This is a genomic window from Reticulibacter mediterranei (assembly GCF_016587455.1).
Window position 1 is genome coordinate 8,645,039 of record NZ_BNJK01000001.1, and the last position, 19,255, is coordinate 8,664,293.

At 53.7% G+C, this 19,255-nt stretch carries 23 protein-coding genes and 1 pseudogene; 9 read left to right on the forward strand and 15 right to left on the reverse strand.

Features of this window, described 5'->3' with window-relative positions; genetic code table 11:
- Positions 1–7: 7 nt before the first annotated feature.
- Together K3T83_RS37095 and K3T83_RS37100 are read left to right on the forward strand one after the other, a co-directional pair.
- Positions 8–484 (forward strand): hypothetical protein, encoded by a 477-nt coding sequence (locus tag K3T83_RS37095; protein ID WP_220207941.1) that lies wholly within the window; start codon positions 8–10, stop codon positions 482–484.
- A 351-nt stretch (positions 485–835) separates the two neighbouring features.
- A complete protein-coding gene (locus tag K3T83_RS37100) occupies positions 836–1,042 on the forward strand; it encodes a hypothetical protein (RefSeq protein WP_220207942.1) in 207 nt (68 codons plus the stop codon).
- A 122-nt stretch (positions 1,043–1,164) separates the two neighbouring features.
- Here the strand turns inward: K3T83_RS37100 and K3T83_RS37105 are convergent, their stop codons facing one another.
- Positions 1,165–1,332, reverse strand: coding sequence for a hypothetical protein (locus K3T83_RS37105; protein ID WP_220207943.1), 168 nt, complete (start codon positions 1,330–1,332; stop codon positions 1,165–1,167).
- A complete protein-coding gene (locus K3T83_RS37110) occupies positions 1,329–1,637 on the reverse strand; it encodes a helix-turn-helix transcriptional regulator (protein WP_220207944.1) in 309 nt (102 codons plus the stop codon). The genes K3T83_RS37105 and K3T83_RS37110 overlap by 4 nt, the downstream gene beginning before the upstream one ends.
- A gap of 95 nt (positions 1,638–1,732) precedes the next feature.
- Here K3T83_RS37110 and K3T83_RS37115 point away from each other — a divergent pair, with 95 nt between their 5' ends.
- The 3 genes from K3T83_RS37115 (at position 1,733) to K3T83_RS37125 (ending at position 3,598) form a co-directional block, all read left to right on the forward strand.
- Complete coding sequence (locus K3T83_RS37115) at positions 1,733–2,269, forward strand: hypothetical protein (protein ID WP_220207945.1); 537 nt, start codon at positions 1,733–1,735, stop codon at positions 2,267–2,269.
- A gap of 105 nt (positions 2,270–2,374) precedes the next feature.
- Complete coding sequence (locus K3T83_RS37120) at positions 2,375–2,620, forward strand: hypothetical protein (RefSeq protein WP_220207946.1); 246 nt, start codon at positions 2,375–2,377, stop codon at positions 2,618–2,620.
- A 36-nt stretch (positions 2,621–2,656) separates the two neighbouring features.
- The gene (locus tag K3T83_RS37125) at positions 2,657–3,598 is read left to right on the forward strand and encodes a hypothetical protein (RefSeq protein ID WP_220207947.1); all 942 of its coding nucleotides are present in this window, start codon (positions 2,657–2,659) and stop codon (positions 3,596–3,598) included.
- A gap of 92 nt (positions 3,599–3,690) precedes the next feature.
- Here the strand turns inward: K3T83_RS37125 and K3T83_RS37130 are convergent, their stop codons facing one another.
- The 5 genes from K3T83_RS37130 to K3T83_RS37145 all read right to left on the reverse strand — a co-directional run bounded on the left by K3T83_RS37130 (position 3,691) and on the right by K3T83_RS37145 (position 8,198).
- Positions 3,691–4,545, reverse strand: coding sequence for an alpha/beta fold hydrolase (locus K3T83_RS37130; RefSeq protein ID WP_220207948.1), 855 nt, complete (start codon positions 4,543–4,545; stop codon positions 3,691–3,693).
- Between the two features lie 27 nt (positions 4,546–4,572).
- Positions 4,573–4,704 carry a hypothetical protein gene (locus K3T83_RS57390; protein ID WP_268963503.1) on the reverse strand — a complete coding sequence of 44 codons (132 nt, stop codon included), beginning with the start codon at positions 4,702–4,704 and terminating at the stop codon, positions 4,573–4,575.
- A gap of 105 nt (positions 4,705–4,809) precedes the next feature.
- A complete protein-coding gene (locus tag K3T83_RS37135) occupies positions 4,810–5,514 on the reverse strand; it encodes a TMEM175 family protein (RefSeq protein WP_220207949.1) in 705 nt (234 codons plus the stop codon).
- 26 nt (positions 5,515–5,540) lie between these two features.
- On the reverse strand, positions 5,541–7,304 hold the full coding sequence (locus K3T83_RS37140; protein ID WP_220207950.1) for an MOSC and FAD-binding oxidoreductase domain-containing protein: 1,764 nt from the start codon (positions 7,302–7,304) through the stop codon (positions 5,541–5,543).
- 201 nt (positions 7,305–7,505) lie between these two features.
- Positions 7,506–8,198 carry a haloacid dehalogenase type II gene (locus K3T83_RS37145; RefSeq protein WP_373324641.1) on the reverse strand — a complete coding sequence of 231 codons (693 nt, stop codon included), beginning with the start codon at positions 8,196–8,198 and terminating at the stop codon, positions 7,506–7,508.
- A 328-nt stretch (positions 8,199–8,526) separates the two neighbouring features.
- Between K3T83_RS37145 and K3T83_RS37150 the strand changes: the two genes are divergently transcribed.
- Entirely contained in the window at positions 8,527–9,141 is a 615-nt protein-coding gene (locus tag K3T83_RS37150) for a CGNR zinc finger domain-containing protein (RefSeq protein ID WP_220207952.1), read from the forward strand.
- 193 nt (positions 9,142–9,334) lie between these two features.
- Positions 9,335–9,619, forward strand: coding sequence for a hypothetical protein (locus K3T83_RS37155; protein ID WP_220207953.1), 285 nt, complete (start codon positions 9,335–9,337; stop codon positions 9,617–9,619).
- Between the two features lie 308 nt (positions 9,620–9,927).
- Here the strand turns inward: K3T83_RS37155 and K3T83_RS37160 are convergent, their stop codons facing one another.
- From K3T83_RS37160 to K3T83_RS37170, 3 genes are all read right to left on the reverse strand, one after another.
- Complete coding sequence (locus K3T83_RS37160; protein WP_220207954.1) at positions 9,928–10,209, reverse strand: hypothetical protein; 282 nt, start codon at positions 10,207–10,209, stop codon at positions 9,928–9,930.
- Between the two features lie 429 nt (positions 10,210–10,638).
- Positions 10,639–12,015 (reverse strand): outer membrane protein assembly factor BamB family protein, encoded by a 1,377-nt coding sequence (locus tag K3T83_RS37165; protein WP_220207955.1) that lies wholly within the window; start codon positions 12,013–12,015, stop codon positions 10,639–10,641.
- A 372-nt stretch (positions 12,016–12,387) separates the two neighbouring features.
- Positions 12,388–12,606, reverse strand: a complete 219-nt coding sequence (locus K3T83_RS37170; protein ID WP_220207956.1) for a hypothetical protein — start codon at positions 12,604–12,606, stop codon at positions 12,388–12,390.
- A gap of 101 nt (positions 12,607–12,707) precedes the next feature.
- Between K3T83_RS37170 and K3T83_RS58105 the strand changes: the two are divergent.
- Positions 12,708–13,052: pseudogene (locus K3T83_RS58105) on the forward strand (pentapeptide repeat-containing protein); the annotation flags it as partial.
- Positions 13,053–13,199: 147 nt separating this feature from the next.
- Here the strand turns inward: K3T83_RS58105 and K3T83_RS56550 are convergent.
- Both K3T83_RS56550 and K3T83_RS56555 read right to left on the reverse strand, forming a co-directional pair.
- Positions 13,200–13,817: a transposase gene (locus tag K3T83_RS56550; protein ID WP_236065069.1), complete on the reverse strand. Its 618-nt coding sequence runs from the start codon at positions 13,815–13,817 to the stop codon at positions 13,200–13,202.
- A 110-nt stretch (positions 13,818–13,927) separates the two neighbouring features.
- Positions 13,928–14,401 (reverse strand): helix-turn-helix domain-containing protein, encoded by a 474-nt coding sequence (locus K3T83_RS56555; protein ID WP_236065070.1) that lies wholly within the window; start codon positions 14,399–14,401, stop codon positions 13,928–13,930.
- A 327-nt stretch (positions 14,402–14,728) separates the two neighbouring features.
- On the opposite strand from K3T83_RS56555, the gene K3T83_RS37185 reads away from it, so the two are divergent.
- The gene (locus K3T83_RS37185; protein WP_220207957.1) at positions 14,729–15,157 is read left to right on the forward strand and encodes an SRPBCC family protein; all 429 of its coding nucleotides are present in this window, start codon (positions 14,729–14,731) and stop codon (positions 15,155–15,157) included.
- 1,148 nt (positions 15,158–16,305) lie between these two features.
- Here the strand turns inward: K3T83_RS37185 and K3T83_RS37190 are convergent.
- The 3 genes from K3T83_RS37190 to K3T83_RS56565 all read right to left on the reverse strand — a co-directional run bounded on the left by K3T83_RS37190 (position 16,306) and on the right by K3T83_RS56565 (position 19,070).
- Positions 16,306–17,631, reverse strand: coding sequence for a leucine-rich repeat domain-containing protein (locus tag K3T83_RS37190; protein WP_220207958.1), 1,326 nt, complete (start codon positions 17,629–17,631; stop codon positions 16,306–16,308).
- A 238-nt stretch (positions 17,632–17,869) separates the two neighbouring features.
- On the reverse strand, positions 17,870–18,424 hold the full coding sequence (locus K3T83_RS56560) for a transposase (RefSeq protein ID WP_236065071.1): 555 nt from the start codon (positions 18,422–18,424) through the stop codon (positions 17,870–17,872).
- Between the two features lie 154 nt (positions 18,425–18,578).
- Positions 18,579–19,070, reverse strand: a complete 492-nt coding sequence (locus K3T83_RS56565; protein ID WP_236065072.1) for a helix-turn-helix domain-containing protein — start codon at positions 19,068–19,070, stop codon at positions 18,579–18,581.
- Positions 19,071–19,255 lie beyond the last annotated feature (185 nt).

A 19,255-nucleotide genomic window follows, 5' to 3' on the forward strand; every position in this document is an offset into this window, starting at 1 on the left:
GGCGACAATGGGAACTCTTCTCTTACCGTTTACTCATGGGATTGATGGGCAGGCGATTAGTTGTGCGCTCTCCCTTGCGGCCCAGTGTGAGGCAGATCTTCTGCTAGTGCCGCTGGTGTGTCCTCGCCGAAGAAGGAGAAGCCAGGAAGCGCTTCGGCCAGAGGATATCCAGCAAGCGCTCGATTTTCTGGTCTATACCCAGCAGCGAGCGAGGCGAATGGGGATCTCCACTCGCCAGAGTCAGATCCACACCCGACATCCTGTCCAGAGTATTCGTGCCTTCGCGCGAGAAATGGCATGTGAGGGAATTCTCCTGTTTCTCCGTGGAGGGAAAGGGGTCTTGTTGGAGACAGAGGAGGTTAAGCAATTGCTTGAGAATCGGCATATTCCGCTCTATGTGGCAAATTTAGCTGAGACACGCTTTCGTTTATCGGCATGGTGGCCCACCTGGTTGGGTGGCAGGAGGGCAAAGACGGAGTGGTAAATGACTTACTACACGGATCTCTCTCTGCATGAGTAGCAAGCGAGCTGTATCACCAAGAGTGAGACAGATCCCTTCGTAGGGCATTTATCGCCTGTTGTTCCTCACGCTAATTGAGGCACCCAGGACAGGGAGTATACGCGATCATCACGTGACGCAGGTAGCTCTGGGGGATCAGAGTACTCAGAGCAGCAGGATATCCTCTCGGTGCAACGACATTGCAGGCCACCGACGGCAGAGCAAACCTTCCTACGCTCCCTTGTTATCACACGTCGGTTTTGGTGATGACCACAACATGGCAAGCCAAACCCGGCGAAGACGACATGTGGGGATCTTTATTGGAGAGGAGATTCATTGCATGCACTGGACGACATGGCACGCCCTCTCTCTTTCCACATCTGGGCCAAACAACGAGAACAAGAAGACGCTTGCCCGATAGATGCGCCTAAAGCGTTTGACATGGCAGGCCATCATGTAGGCTTTGAGCATCCAGGGGGCCAGGAACAAAGCGGACATGGCAGGCCAGGATCAAGCCTTCGGCCAGCACGTGGGAAATCCTGAGACCAAGCAAAGGGCGGTCGTGGCAAGCCATCCTGAAACAGAGAGACGCTTTATGCAGAAGAAGTGAAGCGCTCCATCCTCTGCGACATCACCCGGTCTGGCACGACATGACAGACCATCTGCTAGGACACCAGAACAGTCGTCGCGATGAGCCTCACCTGATGTAATCCGTTCACACCAGGACATGGCAAGCCATCGAAGGCGAACGACTGGAAGCGATAGCGAGGAGCATCCAGGTTCATCTGCTCTTCGAGCAAGCAAGACATGGCCTGCCACAGATGCTCTTTCACTCTTTCGCCTTCTTCCGTAGGCGTCGCTCTGCCTTCCACGCCTCGATCTCCGAGCGCAACAGCCGTCGATCCCCGTACACATAGATGGGATGAAGCTTACCATCGGCAATCCGATCATAGACGCTTTGTCGGGCCACTCCCACTGCGTGATACGCCTGTTGGATCGTGAGGAGATCTTCATAGTGGTACATTTTGGCGTAGGCATCATGGAAGAGTTGGCCCTGTTCCGTCGTGTGAAACTTCGCTGGTATGCTATACCCATCGTCGAAGGGATGACCAAAGACCGTGCGCAAGATGCGTTGCATCGCCTGTTCCACTTGCGCTGATGTGACAGGTGGCTGGCGATATCCTGCGGCAAGTAGCGCTGTTGCGTACAGAGATGGAGGAGCGTCACAGCACCTTGTCGAAGCGCATTGGTGATCTGGAGGGACACCTGCGTCTGCTCAAGGCCCAGCTTCAGCAAGAACGAGAGGCGCGTCTGACGTTGGAGCAGGCTGTTGCTGCACTTTCGACGACGATAACGGGGGCAGAAGGAAACCAGAACCTCTCTGAGCTTGTACGCCAGTTGCTCACATGCATCCCGCGTTCCTCATCACGAGGACCCTTGCCGCAAGAAAAGCGTGGGTATCCCCCTGCCACGATCCGGCTCGTTCACTTTGCCACCCAGCATGGCATTGAGCCAAGCACCCTGCGCCAGCATGCGGAAAAGACGCCTGGGCTAGCAACGATCTATGAACGGCCCAATGCCACCACCAAGAAGCATGAATGGTGGCTCTTGCCTGAGCAGCAAGCTCCTCTCCTCCACTATTGGCAGGCCCAAAACAAGACCTGGACGCCGTGCCCCGATTGCCCTCATGACAGAGAGGCGGGGACGACAGACATGTTAGATGAAGGGGGAGAAATGGGAAAAACAGGAGAAGGAGGAGCAGTCGCGTAGTGGTTTTCGCCGCCACAACGACCCGAATCTGATTCGGGTTCTATTCGGGTAATTCTGTGCAACGATGAAGAACGCTGATGCAGCCAAAGAAGAGGAGCGAGGGGGATGGATGGCTCGATCTTCAACCAGGAGAATTGTGGTTTGTACTATAGGAGAAGAGAAAAGAGAAAGAGAGAGGATAAAGAGAGAAGGGTAAGTAAGAGAAAGAGAAAAGAGAAAAGAGAAAGAGAGGATTACATAAGATCAAGTGAAAAGAGAAAGAGAGATGACGTGCGCTGGAGGTGGGGTGGGGATCATCATATTGTCGCTCCCCATAATACTCAAGGGGGAGGCCAGCGCACAGAGAGATAGCCCAACGAACCATGCTCAAAAAAGGAGGGATCACCTATGTATCAGCCAGAGGAGAAACTGCCAATGGCACAACCGAAGCAACCTCATCCCAAGACGCGCAGGCGTCGCCGCGATGCCGGAAAGGGGCGCTTCACCAAACGTGATTGCTTTGCGCTCATCTGGATCGGGCATCAGTACAGCATTCGTCTCGATCAGCTGCAATGGGTACTGGGACGCTTTCCTGGTCGTGGAGCGACCTACACCAATTGGATCAGTAAAAGCGCTGCCCGTGACGTGATTACGCGCTGGGCAGAAGAGGGGCTGGTTCGGGTCGAACGGCTCGAAGTCGATGCTCCCTTCTGGATCTGGCTCACGCACAAAGGACTACGGAGGATGGGACTGAGCTATACGTACCGGGATCTAAGGAAACTGAAAGATGTGAAAGGGGAGGATCTCACACACATCTATGCGATCCGACTGGACATAGAGGCCGATGAACCAAAGGCACGTTGGATCAGCGAACGCGCCTTACGACAAGGGCAGATCCGTCTCAAAGGCCAGAAGCTTCTTCACCGTCCAGACGGGGTGGTCGTGCTCCCCAATGGAAAAACGGTTGCCATCGAGGCGGAACTCTCAGCGAAGAAACCGTTTGAACTGGAGGAGATTCTGTTAGAGCTGCTCTGGGGGGAAGAGTATCTCCGCCGCAAAGCCGAGTATGATCGCCAGACTGCACGCGAGTTCAGTCGCGGAGATCGAAGCCCGTATGACCAGATCTGGTACTTTGCCCCCAAAACGATCCGCAGGCGCGTTCGACGCGCACGAGAGAGGCTCTTTGCCAATCTGACCATCAGCCAGCAAGAGGCTGAACGAATATACATCGCTTGGTATCCACTGCCACACTCTGATGAAGAGATCACGCAGGAAGTGCGAGAAGATAACGAGGCGTTGGGCCTCGACGAGGATGAGGCTACCAGGGTCGAAGATACATCGGCCCAGTAGTCGGTCTTAATTAAGCCTGAGTCTAGTAAGGGATGACAGGCTTAGATGGCGATACGTCCTTTCCCCCTCCGAGGGATCAGAAAGGGTGAACGTTAGCGTCCGAGGAAGTTGCGGATCACCGTCGCGATTGCTTCAGCGTGAGTTTCCAACGCGAAGTGTCCGGTGTCAAAGAAGTGAATCTCGGCATTGGGTAGATCACGCTTGAAGGCTTCAGCTCCTGCTGGCAGGAAGAATGGGTCGTTCTTGCCCCATACTGCCAGGAACGGCGGCTGGTATGTGCGGAAATACTGCTGGAAGGTGGGATAGAGCGCGACATTGCTCTTGTAGTCGCCGAAGAGATCGAGCTGCACTTCGTCGGCTCCGGGCCGGGCGAGATAGAAGTTATCGAGCGCGATCCCATCGGGCGACACCATTGATTCATCAGGAACGCCGTGGAGGTACTGCCAGCGCGTCATCTGGGGGGTCAGGAGTTGGCGAAGCGCATCCCGGTTGGCCTGTGATGCATCCTGCCAGTAGGTCCGAATGGGATTCCATCCTTCGCTTAGGCCCTCTTCATACGCGTTGCCGTTTTGCGAGATGAGCGCAGTGATGCGTTCGGGATGTTTCACTGCAAGCCGAAAGCCCGTAGGTGCTCCATAGTCGAAGACATAGGCGGCGAAGCGGTCGAAGCCGACCACCTCGGTAAAACGGTCGATGACAGTGGCAATGGCGTCGAAGGTGTATGTATACTCGTTCCGCGCTGGCATGTCTGTCTGACCAAACCCAGGTAAATCAGGCGCGATGAGGTGGAAGCGATCAGAAAGCCTCGGAATCAGGTCGCGAAACATGTGCCCCGCGCTCGGGAAGCCGTGAAGCAGCAACAGCTTTGGGGCGGTCGAGGTGCCAGCCTCACGGTAGAAAACTCTGAGGCCGTTGACATCCGCAGAACGGTATTTTATAGCAGTCATGGTTTTTCTCCTGTCTGAATGTACCTGTCATTTTGTATCCTGAAATACGTCGCTGAGCGCTTCGAGGATGATGTCCACGACGACACCAGTACCATCACGCTCGGCGTGTGATCGACTGGGTGCAGACGCAGCCTCGCCTTCCTTCATCCTCTCTGCCATGAAGAGCTGTATCCCCTTGAGGATTATGCGTCCTGCTAGGTCAGAAGGAAATAGCTCGATCTGTCCTTCCAGAGAGGTTACCCTACGAGGACACTGATAATTCGTTTAATTCGTTTCGTTTCGTCTGATTTGTCTCATCATCCCCCCTTTTCGACGGAAAGACATCGGCAATGCCTCCATGCTCGGTGCCCTGATAGTCCACACGATCCATAACGCGCCACAAATGGCGAGAGCCGCGATGGGACTCCAGAAGGCGATCAGGAGCGCGAGCAGATAGCAAGGGAAACCGAGAAACGAAAGGATCATGTTCGCAGGAAGTCGCCAGCCGGACGGATGATTTCTGCAATGTTGCTGCACCACCACCCACCAGAGCAGATTGTAGGTGAGATTCAGAAGCCCGATATAGCCAGCGTATATAGCACTCGCGACCGAGGCCGCTGGTGTGGTCAAATACGCTCCAAGCAGGGCTGTCGGGAAGGGAACCGCCGAAACGATGAGTAAGAGCATTCCGTTGAGAAAGAGGAGTGCTGTTTCTGCATGTTCCGCCCATTGGAACAGACGATGATGGTAGACCCAAGCGATGAGCAAAGTCACAAAACTGAACATGAAGGTCAAATAGGTCGGCCACTTCGACCCCAGTGCTCCCGCTAGCGTCTGCGGAGTGATCGTGGTCAAGACGGGCACCTGCAAATTGAGCGCGAGCAGGGTAATAGCGATAGCAAATATTCCATCGCTGAACGCTTCGAGCCGCTTTGTCCCCACTACGGGTGGCTGCGGTCGCTCATGATCTTTTTGCGGAGGTAACTGCATATGTGCTCTCTTTCCATCAGCACGCACTACAGGTCAAGTGTGACCTCATCTCGAGGCCGGGAACAACACAGTAACACGTTGCCATCGGCAGGTGGTTCGAGTGGCTCTGGCTGGTAATCGACACTGCCTGTAATCAACCCACTTTCGCAGCTATGGCACACTCCTGTCCGGCATGACCATCTGACCGGCACATCACAAGCCTCGGCAAACTCGAGTAGACTCTGGTACTTCGGGTTCCAGTGGGCGACGAGGCTACTGCGGGCGAAAGAGATCAGCGGTCCTGTGCTGGAAGCATGAGCAGGAGGGTGCGGTGACCGACTTGTTGTGTGAACCAGACCTGGGGTACTGGCTTCACCAGGGCCGAAGATCTCAGTATGGACACGCTCCCGGGGAATACCCCAGCCAGCCAGTCCGCTGGTCAAATCCTGGAGAAAAGCTGGTGGACCACAGAGATAGAAATCCGCATCTCTCGGCGCACTGATCTCTTGCAGCGCCGCCACCGTGAGACGTCCAGAGGCATCGAAGTCCAGGCCAGGCCGGTCAAGAGGACCTGGCCTGCTATAGAAGATGTGACTATGGCTGTGGGGAAGGGTCTGGAGGAGATGACGAGCCTCCTGCGCGAAGGAGTGCTCTTGCCCATTCCGCGCCCCGTGTACCCACCAGACTTCCCGTGGTGACGTCTCAGCCGAAAGCTGATACAACATCGCCAGTACCGGGGTCGCCCCGATCCCTGCACTGAGCAGGACGATGGGGTGGGTGCCAGGCCCAAGTGTAAAGTTGCCTCTTGGGGCACTCACCTCCAGGACATCGCCAACGTGGACCTGACTGTGTACATAGGTACTGGCTGCACCGTGCTCTTCTTGTTTGATGCTCACACGGTAGTGATCAGTGCTTGGCGCACCCGAGAGCGAGTAATCACGTAAGAGTGCAGGGGCGCCGGACAACGGTTTCAGGCGGAGCACCACGAACTGACCAGCTTGGGCGGCGACAAGGGGCTGATGGCCTGTGGGAACAAGGACTAGGGAAGAGACGTTCTTGCTCTCGCGCTGGGTGGACGCTACCCGCAACGTGCGAAACCCTTGCCATGCTGGAGGCGCCCCACTCGATGAGACAAGGCCGGGATTTCCTCCTGTGGTGTTTCCGCTTTGCATTTGTTCGAGCAGCGCCTGGAAGGAGGCTTGCCAGCCTGGACTCAAGGCCGGGAGACGCAGCGCACGTTCCAGTTGCTCGCGGGAACGCCCAGCAAGATAGAGCATCCCATCCACCTCGGCAACCGTCATCTGTTCAGGTCCATCAGCAACCTTCACGATCTCGTCGCCAGCTCCTACTTCACCCTCTTGCAGCACACGGAAATAAAAGCCAGGCCTGCGGTGTGCGACGAGTAAGGCCGCCATCTGAGGCTCGTTCATGCGGATGCCGACCCGGTAGCAGGTCACACGTGGCTGCGTGACTTCAAAGAGAGCACTGCCAATCCGATAGTGATCGCCAATGCAGACCTCTTCGTCAGAAAGACCATCGACCGTAAAATTCTCCCCAAACTGTCCGAAGACGAAGTCATGGCGACCAAAGTGACGTTCCCAATAGTGGTAGGAATCCATCTGGTAGACAAAGACGGCACGATAGACCCCGCCATGCCCGGCCAGATCTCCCTGTTGATCGCCATCAATGTTGAGTCGCCGAACCATCTTGCGGCCCTGAACCGGCTCTTTCCAGACAGCAGTGCGTACCGTTTCGCCATGCCATGTGATGTCGCGGGGAAGACCAACATTCACTGAGAGAAGTCGTGACATGGAAGTCACCTCCTATCTTGTCCAAATGCGAACAATTCGCTCAGGCAATCCACCAGCCCCTCATGATTCATCCGCACCGCCAATGATGCAAACCCGAACGATCTGGAGTGCATGCACATAGCGTTGACGCGCATTAGGGAGGCTTGTCCGTCACCGTGTGGACATGATCCTCTCCGAACAAGAACAGCGGATGGCCTTCGGTTACGAGCGCCAGTGGGCAATCACCTGATCGGCAAATGCCGGGATATCGGCGGCGATGATAGTGGGCTGTGGGAGCCTGTGCAGGGGCAGTGGAGCATTGCCGGGACGAGTGATCAGGCCCGCTGTGAATCCGGCGCTTTGTGCTCCTATCGTGTCCCAGACGTGGGCCGCAACCATGCAGCAGGACGAAGCTGGGAGATCCAGTTCCCGTGCAACGAAATGATACACCTGCGACGCTGGCTTGTACGTGCGGATACGGTCAATGCTGAACTGATGCTCGAAGAAATGCGCGATGCCCGCGTGCTCAAGTGGGCTTTGCCCACCTGGGTTCGGCGGAGAGTTCGTCAAGGTCACCAACCGGAAGCCGGCATCCTTCAATTTTTGCAGACCAGTCTCCACATCTGGATGGGCAGGCATGGTCTGCATGCCCGTTTTGAGCGCTTGCACATCTGCCTGGGCGATGTCCACATGGTGGATTGCACCAAGCATCTGAAGCAACCCCTGGCCAAGCGAGAAGAAGTCCTCATACAAGCCCGACAACGTGATGGTCATCGAGTACATAACCAGGTGCCCAAACCATTCTCGCAGCACCCTTTTGTCCCCGAAGATGTGTTCAAACAGCGGATTCATGACCTCGAAGTTGAGCAATGTTTCGTTGACGTCGAACACCAGAACCTTCGGTTCGTCGTCGATCCACGGCACTTTTGCCACCATCGTACGGTCGTCATCCTTGCTAAATAGGGCTTGCTCGTCGTTTGGCACAGCAGTTCTCCTTCCTTGCTTTTCTTTCCATATATTTGCATGGCGTCGCGGCCCCTGTTGTCGCCCGTTTTCACTGCTCCCATCAGCTTGTCGTAGCGCTGCCAGATCTTCTTTCTCATCTCAACTATATACAGATCAAAATACGTTTTGCAATGTATATAATACTATCAGAGAGAAAATATACTTGTCAATAGGGGTTTATCTGCGTATAATTGAGAGCGCGAGAGTGTGCTTGCCCTTAGAAAGGAAAATCAAGAGAGTGGAAGAGAAAATAGCCGGAGATGCTTTGTTCCTGAGTGGCTCGCTGGCTCTGGATTTGGTCAATACAGAAATGATTGTCCGAAGAAAAAAACAGGATCTTCTCTCGTCTCCCAACGATCTTGCGCAGTGGTGGCAGGCAGCGCTCTCCCATCACCCAGAGCGTGAGGAGATAGCAGGAGACGGAACTCCCATTGCCTGGACCATCGACCTTCTTGAAGAGGTAAAAAGGTTTCGACAGTCATTGCGGTTGTTATGTAGCACTCTCGTCGAAGAGCAGACCACTACTCCACCAGATCTCACGATGCTCAATCAGCTTCTTGCTCTGGGATATCGGTCGGCCCAGGCAACACCACAGGGAGAGATTATTGCTGTCTATCGCGTGTCTGATCAACAAAAAGGAAGAGTGCTTCTGCCTCTTGCCCTGTCCGCCTTGCGGTTGTTTACCGAGACGCAGAGGCAGCGATTACACAAATGTAAGAATGACCGCTGCATCTTATTTTTTTATGATACTTCCAAAGGTGGAACCCGGCAGTGGTGCAGTTTGGGATGTTTGAATCGATCTCGATCCAGCCACCATTATCATCAACACCGGAATGTCTCATATCCACGGTAGGAGCTTGCAGCCTGAGCTGAATGCCTCTTTCGACATGGCCTGCCAGTTCCACAAATAGGCAGAGTCGGAAGTGCTGGCAGCGAAAGGTGTATAGCGAAGACAAAGTCAGAGCACAACAACTAGTACCAATGTGGCTAAAATGGTAGAGTTCCTTTTCCGTAAACAAAGAAGAAACTTCTAAATTTACCTAAGTATGCCTGAAATTCACACTACCTTGCAGCGCCTCGATGCACTGATGGCTGTCGGAGAGAAACGCTCGGTGGCGAAGGATGCTGCACGCGAGCGCGGAGAATCCCTGTTTGCTTTTTCTGATGGCAAGATCCACGCTTTTGAGAGCCGCAACAACTACCAGAAGATCGTGATGCGCTTCATCGATTGGGTGCGCGATACGCAGAACATCCGTGACCTGGCAAAGATCGACGAGCAAGCCGATGAATTAGCCTCGCTCTATCTATTGGAGCGCATCGAGCAGCAGTAGAGCGCCTGGACGCTCCAAACGGAACGATCCGCGCTGCGTCTGTTCTTTCAGGACTGCAGCCTCACTGACTGCGTGGAGCTGCCGCCTCGCCGACGGGAGGACATTAAACGTTCACGATTGCCTACCAAACGAGATCAGCACATCAATCTGGACAACTGGCAGCATGTGATTCAGTTCTGCCTCGCTTGTGGGTTGCGCCGGGAAGAACTGAGAGATCTGTATACACTCGGGATATCTACGTCCGGCGACGCGATGAGCGCCTGGTGGTCCTTGTGGTCAATGGCAAAGGCGGCAAGCGGCGCGAGGTGCTAGTGTTTCCTGGCCGGGAAGAGGCGGTCTATGCAGCGATCCAGGGCAAAGAGCCTGATGTCCATGTCTTTGATCGCATCTCTGGTGCGCTCGATATTCACAGTTACCGGCGGCAATTTGCCCAGACTTGTATGAGTTGCTCTCTGACCGCCCATTGCTGCCCAAAGAGGGACGGCTGAAATCGCCGGATCTGGATCGTGCTGCGGCCCAGGAAGTGAGCAGATGCCTCCGGGCATAATCGTATCGATATCATCTTTGGGCACTACATTAGATAGCAGCATCACTCAGCTCTTTTCTGTTTTTCATTTATGGTAGGTTGTCAGTGTATAACCTTTTTCTGGTGCGTTCATATGGTTCCTGCCCTCTTCCCGCGTCGGTTTGGAGAGATTGAGATAGACGAAATTCCGAGTGTTCACGTTCAAAGATGTTTGGTATTCTTCTCTTTTGGAGTGTATTTGTTCGCCTTTCCTACCACGCCACCGAAAGACGTTGAACAAGATCTAAGGGGATCTTGATGATGAAGAAAAAGGAGACTACTCGCTATCGGTGATATCGTTGGCTTTTGCATGAACGTCTCTGAGGGTTTATTAGTGCTTAATACCATGTCATTCATTAAGTAATCTTTAGCAGTAGGAACCAGAAGAGGAGATTTCCGTCTCGGTTTTCGGATAAGTTTCAAAGGGGACAGACAGGTCGGGCATACCCCTCGCCTACGTCCCAGCAATATGGAACGCGTACAGGGTGCGGTCTGTAGAGCGAACATAAACGACACCGTCGGCCACTGCTGGCGCAGCAAAGATGCCCTGGAACTCTCCAGAAGGGGGAAAGGACCACTTCTTCGTCCCAGAGGTGGCGTCCAACGCATAGAAGGAGGCGTCAGCGGAGCCAACATAGACGACGCCATTGGCCACGAGAGGCGAAGCGGTGATGCCATCTCCCGTGTGAAAAGTCCACAGCTTCTGACCAGAGATGGCATCCAGCGCGTACAGGGTCTTGTCCCAGGAACCGATGTAGACCACCCCCTTGGCTACTGCGGCTTCGGCAGCGATTTGACCTTCCGTCCGATAGGACCACACGACTGTGCCAGTAGCAGCATTGAGTGCGTACAGAACGTGGTCGAGGGAACCGATGTAGAGCATGCCATTGGCTATCGTTGGCGAGGCGTCTACGTTGTCATCTATCTGAAAGGACCACTTCACCTTGCCAGATGTCGCATCCAGCGCGTACACAGTAGCGCCCAGGGAGGTGATGTAGACGACGTCATTAGCCACTGCGGGCGAAGCTGAGACGCCGTTGTCTACCGCTGACAAAGCATTTGGTCCCGAGAAGATGCCATCTCCTACGTGAAAAGCCCACTTCTGTTTGCCTGTGGTGGCGTCCAGTGCATACAGGTTCTTGTCCGCTGAACCAATATAGACCACTCCACCTACCACTGTTGGCGAGGAGTGGACTTTATCTCCCGTGCGATAAGACCATTTGAGTGCGCCGGAGATGGCATCCAGCGCGTATACACGGTGATCTAGAGACCCAAAGTAGACCATGCCGTTCACTACCGCTGGCGAGGAGTTGATGAAATCTCCCGTGTGAAAAGCCCACTTCTGTTTGCCAGATGCCACATCCAGTGCGTGCAAATCATCGTCCCAGGCTCCAAAGTACACCATGCCATTGGTCACCGCAGGTGAGGAAGTGGATTGGTCAAGATCATGCGCTGTGCGAAAAGCCCACTTCTTCGTCAATCCGGTCACTGTCGCTGGATTGAGTACCTGCTCATAGGGATTCACTGCAGTATGCTGAGCATCAAAGCCAGACATGATACCATTGATCGCGACAAATCTGGCATAGGAATTGGCGGCAACCCTTGCCGTCGCTTGTACGCGGGCCTGCGCTGTCGCCTGCACATGAGACTGTGCGATGCGCTCATTGGAGAGGCGTCTGCTCACATACCACCCACCAGTCCCCCCCACAATGAGGAACACCAGGAGAGAGAGCAGGACGGCTGTTCTCTTGGAAAGGCGAGAGCGACGAGGGTGTTGGGGGATCTTATCTCCTGAAGTATGTGAAAAACGAGGTGCAGCTTTCTCGTGCATGAATGGGTCCCTCCCGTTCTGCTTCTCGAACTTTCTTCTTCTCTGATGCAAAAGATGCGGCTCTGTACCTGTCAGTAGGCAGTATAGGGCACCCGCCCATGCGCGTCAAGTGGTTCTGCCCAGCTTCGGGCAGAGCTTGTGAATGTTCCGCTCCTGCTCCTGGGTTTCGGATAAGTTCTTATTATCGATGGTACATGTTTTTTCTCTCGCGCGTGAATCTTTTTGCTTTGGAGGGAAAATATCTTGACTTGGATCAGCCAGCATGATAGGACTACCTGTGGCACATAATTGCGGTTGCCTTAGTACAGACCCGGCCAGGTCTCACTATCGGCAGTTCTCTTCTCCCTTCCATTTCCTCACCAATCCTCTTTCTCACGCGAGAGAGCTGGGCTTCTGCTCTTTGCGCGCCTCTGCTTGCCATTCATCCAACTGCTTTATCACCGGATCAGGTAAGTCATCACCGTTGGGCTTGCCCTCCTCATCTGCCATCTTGAAATTGACCAGAAAGGTATCTACCCCGAAGTTGACCACGCGAGGAGCTAGGGGATGAATAGCGTTGAGCAGTTCCTTTTGTGTGTAGGTTATCGACATGAGATGCCTCCTCTTTTAAGGGATACATCACCGTGATGCCTCAAATGTAAAGGATTGGCGCGTTTATCTAGGAGAAAAATAAACCAGCGGAGGAGGCATCGATGGCAGATCAACAACAGCTTCAGATACTTCAAAACAGCGTTGAGGAGTGGAACCAATGGAGAAAACAGCATCCAGGAATAAGATCTGATCTCGCCCATGCCGATCTCAGCGGAGCCATTCTCCGTGAAGCCGACCTGAGACGGGCTATCCTCACAAATGCCAACCTTACAGGTGCCAACCTTAGCGAATCTGTTCTGCGCGAAGCCGACCTCAGCGGAGCCATTCTTAGGCGTATCTATCTCAGAGGTGCCAACCTCAGCAGCGCCATTCTCCCAGATGTCTATATCGCGGAGGCCAACCTCAGAGGTGCTAATCTCAGAGACGCTGATCTCAGTGGGACAAACCTTGAAGGGGCCCAATCCCTGAAAGATACCGATTTGCGCGGAGTGACAGGACTGACGAAAGAACAGTTGGTCATATGTAAAGCAAGAGGTGCCATTATCGATGAAATACCCACGACTAGTACACGAAGACACAAGTCCTTCTGTGGTTTAGATCGTCAACGCTTTACCTTGCGAGGTCCACTTGAAGGGCTTGGCCGTTTGGTTGTAATAGTCGATGAAAGCCAGCACCTTGGCCTCCAAGTCTTCAACAGAAGTGAAAGAACCACGCTTGAGGACCTTGCGCATCAGGATCGACAGCCAGATCTCAATCTGATTGAGCCATGAACTATGGTTAGGGGTATAATGGAACACCACACGATGGGAGGGATCACTCAAAAAGGCGGCTCGACGGGGCATCAAGGCCAGAATACCATACTCGCCCTTCTTGCCCAGATCTTGTTCAATGCCGGAGATCTGGGCCACCCAACGTACCAGTGCTTCAGACTGATGGATGTTGAGGTTATCGCAGACAACATGCCAGCGCATGACCTCTGGATCAGTCGCGACCACAGCTTGCACATGCGCCAGAAAATCCTCCTCAGTGCGCGTGGGGCCGCAAAAGGGGGCCAGAAGCTTTCCTGTGACGACATCGCGGCTCAAAATGAAGCACCGCGTTCCATGTCGCTTGTACTCGAATTCGCGTCGCTGCACATAACCAGACTCCAGAGACAGACCGGGATGTTTGCGTTCGATGGCTTGAACGCCGGTCAACTCATCGGTACTCACGGTACATTCGCCCTGCTTCGCCCATGCAGGAGCCTCATGATACACGCGACAAATAGCCCTGATCGTTTCTTCGCGATGAGGATCAGCAGGTGGAGTGAGCCAATAGCGGATCAGATGGGGCTGGACATCCCCTTTTTTAAAAGGCGTGAGGCGTGTCGTGGCGAAATATACTTGATGATCCCACGCTGCATCACTTCTTCGGCGATCTCGCGTCCGGTCCAGTGGGTAATGGGACGCTCTTTGGGCTGTTCACAAGCAAAAGCTATCAGTTGACAGAATTGCTCAGTCGTAATCTGAGGCGGTCGCCCCGGCCTGGGAGTATCACTGAGCCGCTCACTCACCGAGAAGTCATCCAATGAAAGCTTCTGCCAGCCGAGCCAACGCATGCGCCAACTGCGCACTGTGTCCACGCAGGCTCCCAGTTCTCTGGCGATCTGCGCATTGCTTTTCCCTTCTGCCGCCAACAAGATCATGCGTCCTCGCTGCGCGATCTGCTGGGGCATACTGTGCTTGCGCACAAGCGCTTCTAACGCTTCCCGTTCTCTCTCGCTTAATGCTAAGACGGCTGGTTTGGGGCCTCGCATCCTGCTGTCCTCCTTGACTTTGTTGGCCCTATTCTACCACAGAAGGACTTGTGTCTTCATGTACTAGTACACTAAGGCAGAAATCTGCCCGTAGTTGTAGTACAAAAGTTCTCGCATGTCGCGTTTTTACAAGACTTTGCACTGTTCACGTGCTATAATTGTTCCTGGTAAGAAATGCCTTGAAGGTTGGCATTTACCAGTTCCTAGCTCGGGTTCGGCAGCTCTTCATCTGGACTCATGTTCCTCCTCGACGTGGATAAGGTTCCTTTCGCAAGCCTCTAACCCCCCTACAGAATAGTTGCATTTGCAGAAATCATAGGAGCAAACATGAAAGGCACATTGGTCGCTCAAGCACAAATTAGTATCAGTGCCCCCATCGCCAAAGTATGGGAAGCGCTCGTGAATCCCGAAATGATCAAGCAATACATGTTCGGCACGAACGTGGTCTCGGATTGGAAAGAAGGGAGTTTGATCGTTTGGAAAGGAGAGTGGGAAGGAAAGCCCTATGAGGACAAGGGCGTGATTTTGACACTGAAACCGGAGCGTGTTCTTCAATACAGCCATTTTAGCCCGCTTTCGGGTCAATCAGACGTGCCAGAACATTACCATACCGTAACGATTGAGTTGCCCTCCAAGGGAACAGACACGCTTCTCAAGCTCTCTCAAGACAATAACTCGACCGAAGAGGAGCGTGAGCATTCAGAAAAGAATTGGGGAATAATGCTCACAGGAATCAAGAAGTTTGTGGAAAAATAACATTGCGGTGCGCGAGGCGCGTACCACGGTGCTATGTAAGCCGGCGTTCCTTCGGCTCTCGCAGAGGAAGGCGTAACATCTTCTGGAGTTTAAGCGGTTAATGCTTTACCCTGATAGGGGTGAAATGAGCGAAGCTGTCATCAGGGGCAATGGAAGCCCAGCATTTCTTTTATGCTCTCTTTGACATTCTTCTGTCAAACCGCTTTTGACAAGCTGGTCTGTCGGTGTAATCCTGACGAAAAGGTCGGTCGCACCACATAACCGCTATCACATATGGTACGCTCACGCTCGCAGCACGAAAACTCATACTTGCTAAATGGCTTGATAGCTAGGCTTCAGCAATTGGCTCAAACGGTATGAACGGTGCAGCGTAAGCACAAAATTCGCAGTTATATGGTACATTGTAGTGCGCCCAAAGAGGCCCATGATTGTCTGCGGCAAGGTTTGCCGCCTCACTCAGGCAAGGTGAGTAAAGCAGCTTCTTACCTTTGACCGAAAGGTACAGGGGAACAGGAGCATGAAGTGAAAAGCCCATTGAAGTCCTAGCACCAGGGACCGGAGGGCGGGCAGCTAGGCTATCTATGGTGAAAGCTTGATTGTTTGAAGCCCAGTCCCGGTGGATACTACCTATCCTGTGGGAGGGTGTAATTGCCCGCATCTGACGAGATGAATGAAAGATACAGTCGCATTCATCTAGCCTGCGTCAGAACCAGCCTTCAAGGAGAAGGAAAGGACGAACGGGCCACCTACGGATAGACCGACAATCAGGGGTAACTCGGGGATCGCCTACACGCTGTAAAGCGCAAGGCGACGGAAGAGTCATAGTACTCAAATGCTCTCCGCAGTGGGAGAGACACGGGGAAGGACTCTAGCACATGAAGGCATAAGTACCTCCACGATGAAGTGTGAGCCTTGTAGAGGTCCACTTGATAGGTTTGGTTATCGTGGCATTGGAATACGCGCAGAGCAAACCTCGCCAACAGTGTGTAGACGCCTACGGGTTATGAGGATGGCACAAAAATGAAGAACTTGAGAGACGAGAGTTGCTCGTCTCAGCTCAAAACGATCCCGCATAAGCAAGGAAGCGGTGCCATTCCCATAACCCACTGGTGTCCAGTATCATCTGGCGGAGGTTGTGCAGAGACCCCTTACGCTAACCAGAACTGCATGAGATATTGCTCAACTCCGCGAGGGGGACTCCCGTCCTCCCAGCCGACTCTGGCAACCTCTTGTCGCCCCCGGCAAGATACTCGCAAATGATATTCCTGCCCTGCTGTTCCCAGCATGAAGAGGTGACGCGACGCTGCATTCATCAGTGGAAGGAGCTGCACCCTCCCCGAGGAAGAGCTGAAAGAGCCCTCCCATATCTCATCCCACACGCCCGCAGCGTGTGGGGCTTCGTGCTCCCACGCTTCCAGGCGGACCCAGGCGTAGTGATAGGAGTCTGCACTCAGAAAGACAACACTGTTGGGTTTCGTCAATACCCAATCAGTCTCAACCATATAGTCCCGGTCAAAAGGCCAGCCTGCACCCTCCTCATTGGGTGGGGGACCATCCACATCCACCAGGCTAAAGAGACCATGATCGACATGTACCTCGTCATAGAGGGCCCGTAAAGGCTCCAGTCCCCCATAATCTCCAATCTCGAAGGCGATGCCGAGCAAGTGTTTTTGTTCTTCGGGAAGCCCTCCGATGGGGTTGCCATCCAGATTGAGCGGATGCAATCGCTTCAGATCGCTGATCTCCACTGGCAGTTCTGTGAGCTGGTTGTTCTCCAATTCCAGATCCTCCAGTTTGCGTAGCTGCCTGATCTCTGCTGGCAAACGTATCAGATGGTTACGGCGCAGATCCAGACCCCTGAGATTGCGTAACTCTCCAATTTCCGCAGGTAACTCTCTCAACTGGTTCCCCCACAGGTTGAGAGAGGCAAGGTTGGTTAATTGTCCAATCTCCCTGGGCAGGCAGGTCAAGCGATTAACTGCCAGAAACAGATACTTCAGGTTGCTCAATTGCCCAATCTCCCCTGGCAACTCTGTCAGTTGGTTTTCGTTCAAATCAAGCAAGTCCAAATTCGTTAACTGGCCGAGTTCCACAGGCAATTTCTCTAGCGCATTATTCCTGAGCGAGAGAGTCCGCAAACGCGCCAGATGTCCAATCTCTGCTGGCAAGTGGGTGAAGGAATGATGTCTCAGCTCGAGTTCCTCCAACTCCGTCAACTGGCAGATCTCCTCTGGGAATCCCGTCAGCGGAACCCAACTCCTCCTGGGTGAGTCTGATGAGATCATGACGAATCTCCGCGTCTGACCGTCTCCTGATATCTTCGGTGGCTCCGGGGGAGGCGCTTCAACCAGAGGTGGCGAAAGCGCCATGAAGGTGTTCACCCGTCCCTCAGCATTGTATCCACAATAGAATGCTTGCCCATACAACCGTTGCAGCCGGGCGATGACTTCTTGATCTTTTGATGATATTGGCATAATGCCCCCTTTTCCGCGACTGCGGGCACCTTTCTTCAAGATGCCCGCTCCTTAGTTTATCCATTCTTCTTTATTCTCAGATGGGGGCACAGAAAAGGCAATGCATCGCTGACAACCAAGCAGAGCACCTTTGGTCGCTTCGGTGGCAGCGATGCGTCATATGAGAGCAGGCAATGGTGGAAACACGGAGTTGTTACAAACGTGGAGATTGTCATATGCTCGTCCAATCTCGCCACGATTACGTGAGTCCGGTGTAGGTCCACTTGATAGGCTTTGCCATCGTGGCATTGTAATAGGCAATAAAGGCCAGGATCTGGTCACGCAAGTCCTCAAGTGAGGTGAAATGGCCGCGTTTGAGCAGCTTGCGCACCAAAATACTCAACCAGATCTCCACCTGATTCATCCAGGAGGCGTGAGTTGGCGTGTAGTAAAAGACGACCCGATGAGTTGAATCATGCAAGAACGCCGCCCGGCTTGCCATCGAGCGCAAGATGCCTTTCTTGCCTTTGACGCCCAGCGTCTCCTGGTCAATGCCTTCCTGCTCGGCAACCCAGCATACCAACGCTTCCGACTGATGAATATTCAAGTTATCGAGCATAAGATGCCACTTCGTCGCATGGGGAGAGCTTCCAATCAGACGTTGCACATGAGCAAGCGCGTCCTCTTCAGTACGAGTCGGCCCCCAAGAGGGTTCAATGACTTGACCACTCACCACATCAAAGTTGATGAACCAGGACAAGGTGCCATGCCGGATGTACTCGAATTCGCGCCGCAACACATGGCCGGGCAGCATCGGCAGGTCGGGTATTTGCGCTCCAATGCCTGTACACTGGTTAATTCATCCAGACTGATCGTGCGTTCACTTTGCTTGGCACGTTCAGCGGCTTTCGCATACACCTGACAGCCTTCAAGAATTTTCTCTTCTCTGTGCACATCAGCGACGGCTGTCAACCAATATCGGAACCGGTGGGGTTGCAGCCCCCTTTTTTGAGCAGGTAGGCAGCATGTCGGGGAGAGATCTCTGAGACTATGCCTCGTGCTTTGACTTCCGTAGCGATTTCTCGCCCCGTCCACTGACTTATCGTGCGGCCATACTTCATCGGGGCTTCGCAAGCCAGGGCGGCGATCTGACAACGTTGCTCTGCCGTAATTCTGGGTGGGGCTCCCGGTCGGGGCGCATCGCACAAGCGGTCGGCCCCACTGAGTGTGTCCAGATCAATCTCTTGCAGACTGACCCAACGATCTCTCCACAAGCGCGCCGTATCCACATTGATCGCGAACTGCCGGGCAATCTGTGCATTCGAGTGACCTTGTGCCGCAGCTAAGATGATACGCGCTCTCAACACCTGCTGCTGCTCACTCCGATGACGCCTAGTGATCTGTACCAGTTCTGCCTGCTGTCTCTCAGTGAGCTTGACCTGGCTTGCCCGTTTTGACATGTCTGTTCTCCCTGGCTTTTTCCTCCTATTCTATCATGGATCTATTTCGACCTCAATGTACTAGAGAGTCCGCTTCATTCAAAAGGAGGTTGGCTCGGATGAGCCAGAAGACCATCGCGCGATTGGAGCGCCTACAACAATTGAATAGCAATCGACAGTGGGTTAATCACGACCTATATCGACTG

What these genes read in the sequence shown, in the direction of transcription:
- K3T83_RS37120 (WP_220207946.1), top strand. Translation starts at nt 2,375, where the DNA reads ATGGATGGCTCGATCTTCAACCAGGAGAATTGTGGTTTGTACTATAGG.
- K3T83_RS37160 (WP_220207954.1), bottom strand. Translation starts at nt 10,209, where the DNA reads ATGCTGCTATCTAATGTAGTGCCCAAAGATGATATCGATACGATTATG.
- K3T83_RS37140 (WP_220207950.1), bottom strand. Translation starts at nt 7,304, where the DNA reads ATGTCACGACTTCTCTCAGTGAATGTTGGTCTTCCCCGCGACATCACA.
- K3T83_RS37110 (WP_220207944.1), bottom strand. Translation starts at nt 1,637, where the DNA reads ATGCAACGCATCTTGCGCACGGTCTTTGGTCATCCCTTCGACGATGGG.
- K3T83_RS37190 (WP_220207958.1), bottom strand. Translation starts at nt 17,631, where the DNA reads ATGCCAATATCATCAAAAGATCAAGAAGTCATCGCCCGGCTGCAACGG.
- K3T83_RS56565 (WP_236065072.1), bottom strand. Translation starts at nt 19,070, where the DNA reads ATGTCAAAACGGGCAAGCCAGGTCAAGCTCACTGAGAGACAGCAGGCA.
- K3T83_RS37135 (WP_220207949.1), bottom strand. Translation starts at nt 5,514, where the DNA reads ATGCAGTTACCTCCGCAAAAAGATCATGAGCGACCGCAGCCACCCGTA.
- K3T83_RS37130 (WP_220207948.1), bottom strand. Translation starts at nt 4,545, where the DNA reads ATGACTGCTATAAAATACCGTTCTGCGGATGTCAACGGCCTCAGAGTT.
- K3T83_RS37185 (WP_220207957.1), top strand. Translation starts at nt 14,729, where the DNA reads ATGAAAGGCACATTGGTCGCTCAAGCACAAATTAGTATCAGTGCCCCC.
- K3T83_RS37155 (WP_220207953.1), top strand. Translation starts at nt 9,335, where the DNA reads ATGCCTGAAATTCACACTACCTTGCAGCGCCTCGATGCACTGATGGCT.
- K3T83_RS56560 (WP_236065071.1), bottom strand. Translation starts at nt 18,424, where the DNA reads ATGCTGCCCGGCCATGTGTTGCGGCGCGAATTCGAGTACATCCGGCAT.
- K3T83_RS57390 (WP_268963503.1), bottom strand. Translation starts at nt 4,704, where the DNA reads ATGGCAGAGAGGATGAAGGAAGGCGAGGCTGCGTCTGCACCCAGTCGA.
- K3T83_RS56555 (WP_236065070.1), bottom strand. Translation starts at nt 14,401, where the DNA reads ATGCGAGGCCCCAAACCAGCCGTCTTAGCATTAAGCGAGAGAGAACGG.
- K3T83_RS37165 (WP_220207955.1), bottom strand. Translation starts at nt 12,015, where the DNA reads ATGCACGAGAAAGCTGCACCTCGTTTTTCACATACTTCAGGAGATAAG.
- K3T83_RS37125 (WP_220207947.1), top strand. Translation starts at nt 2,657, where the DNA reads ATGTATCAGCCAGAGGAGAAACTGCCAATGGCACAACCGAAGCAACCT.
- K3T83_RS37095 (WP_220207941.1), top strand. Translation starts at nt 8, where the DNA reads ATGGGAACTCTTCTCTTACCGTTTACTCATGGGATTGATGGGCAGGCG.
- K3T83_RS37170 (WP_220207956.1), bottom strand. Translation starts at nt 12,606, where the DNA reads ATGTCGATAACCTACACACAAAAGGAACTGCTCAACGCTATTCATCCC.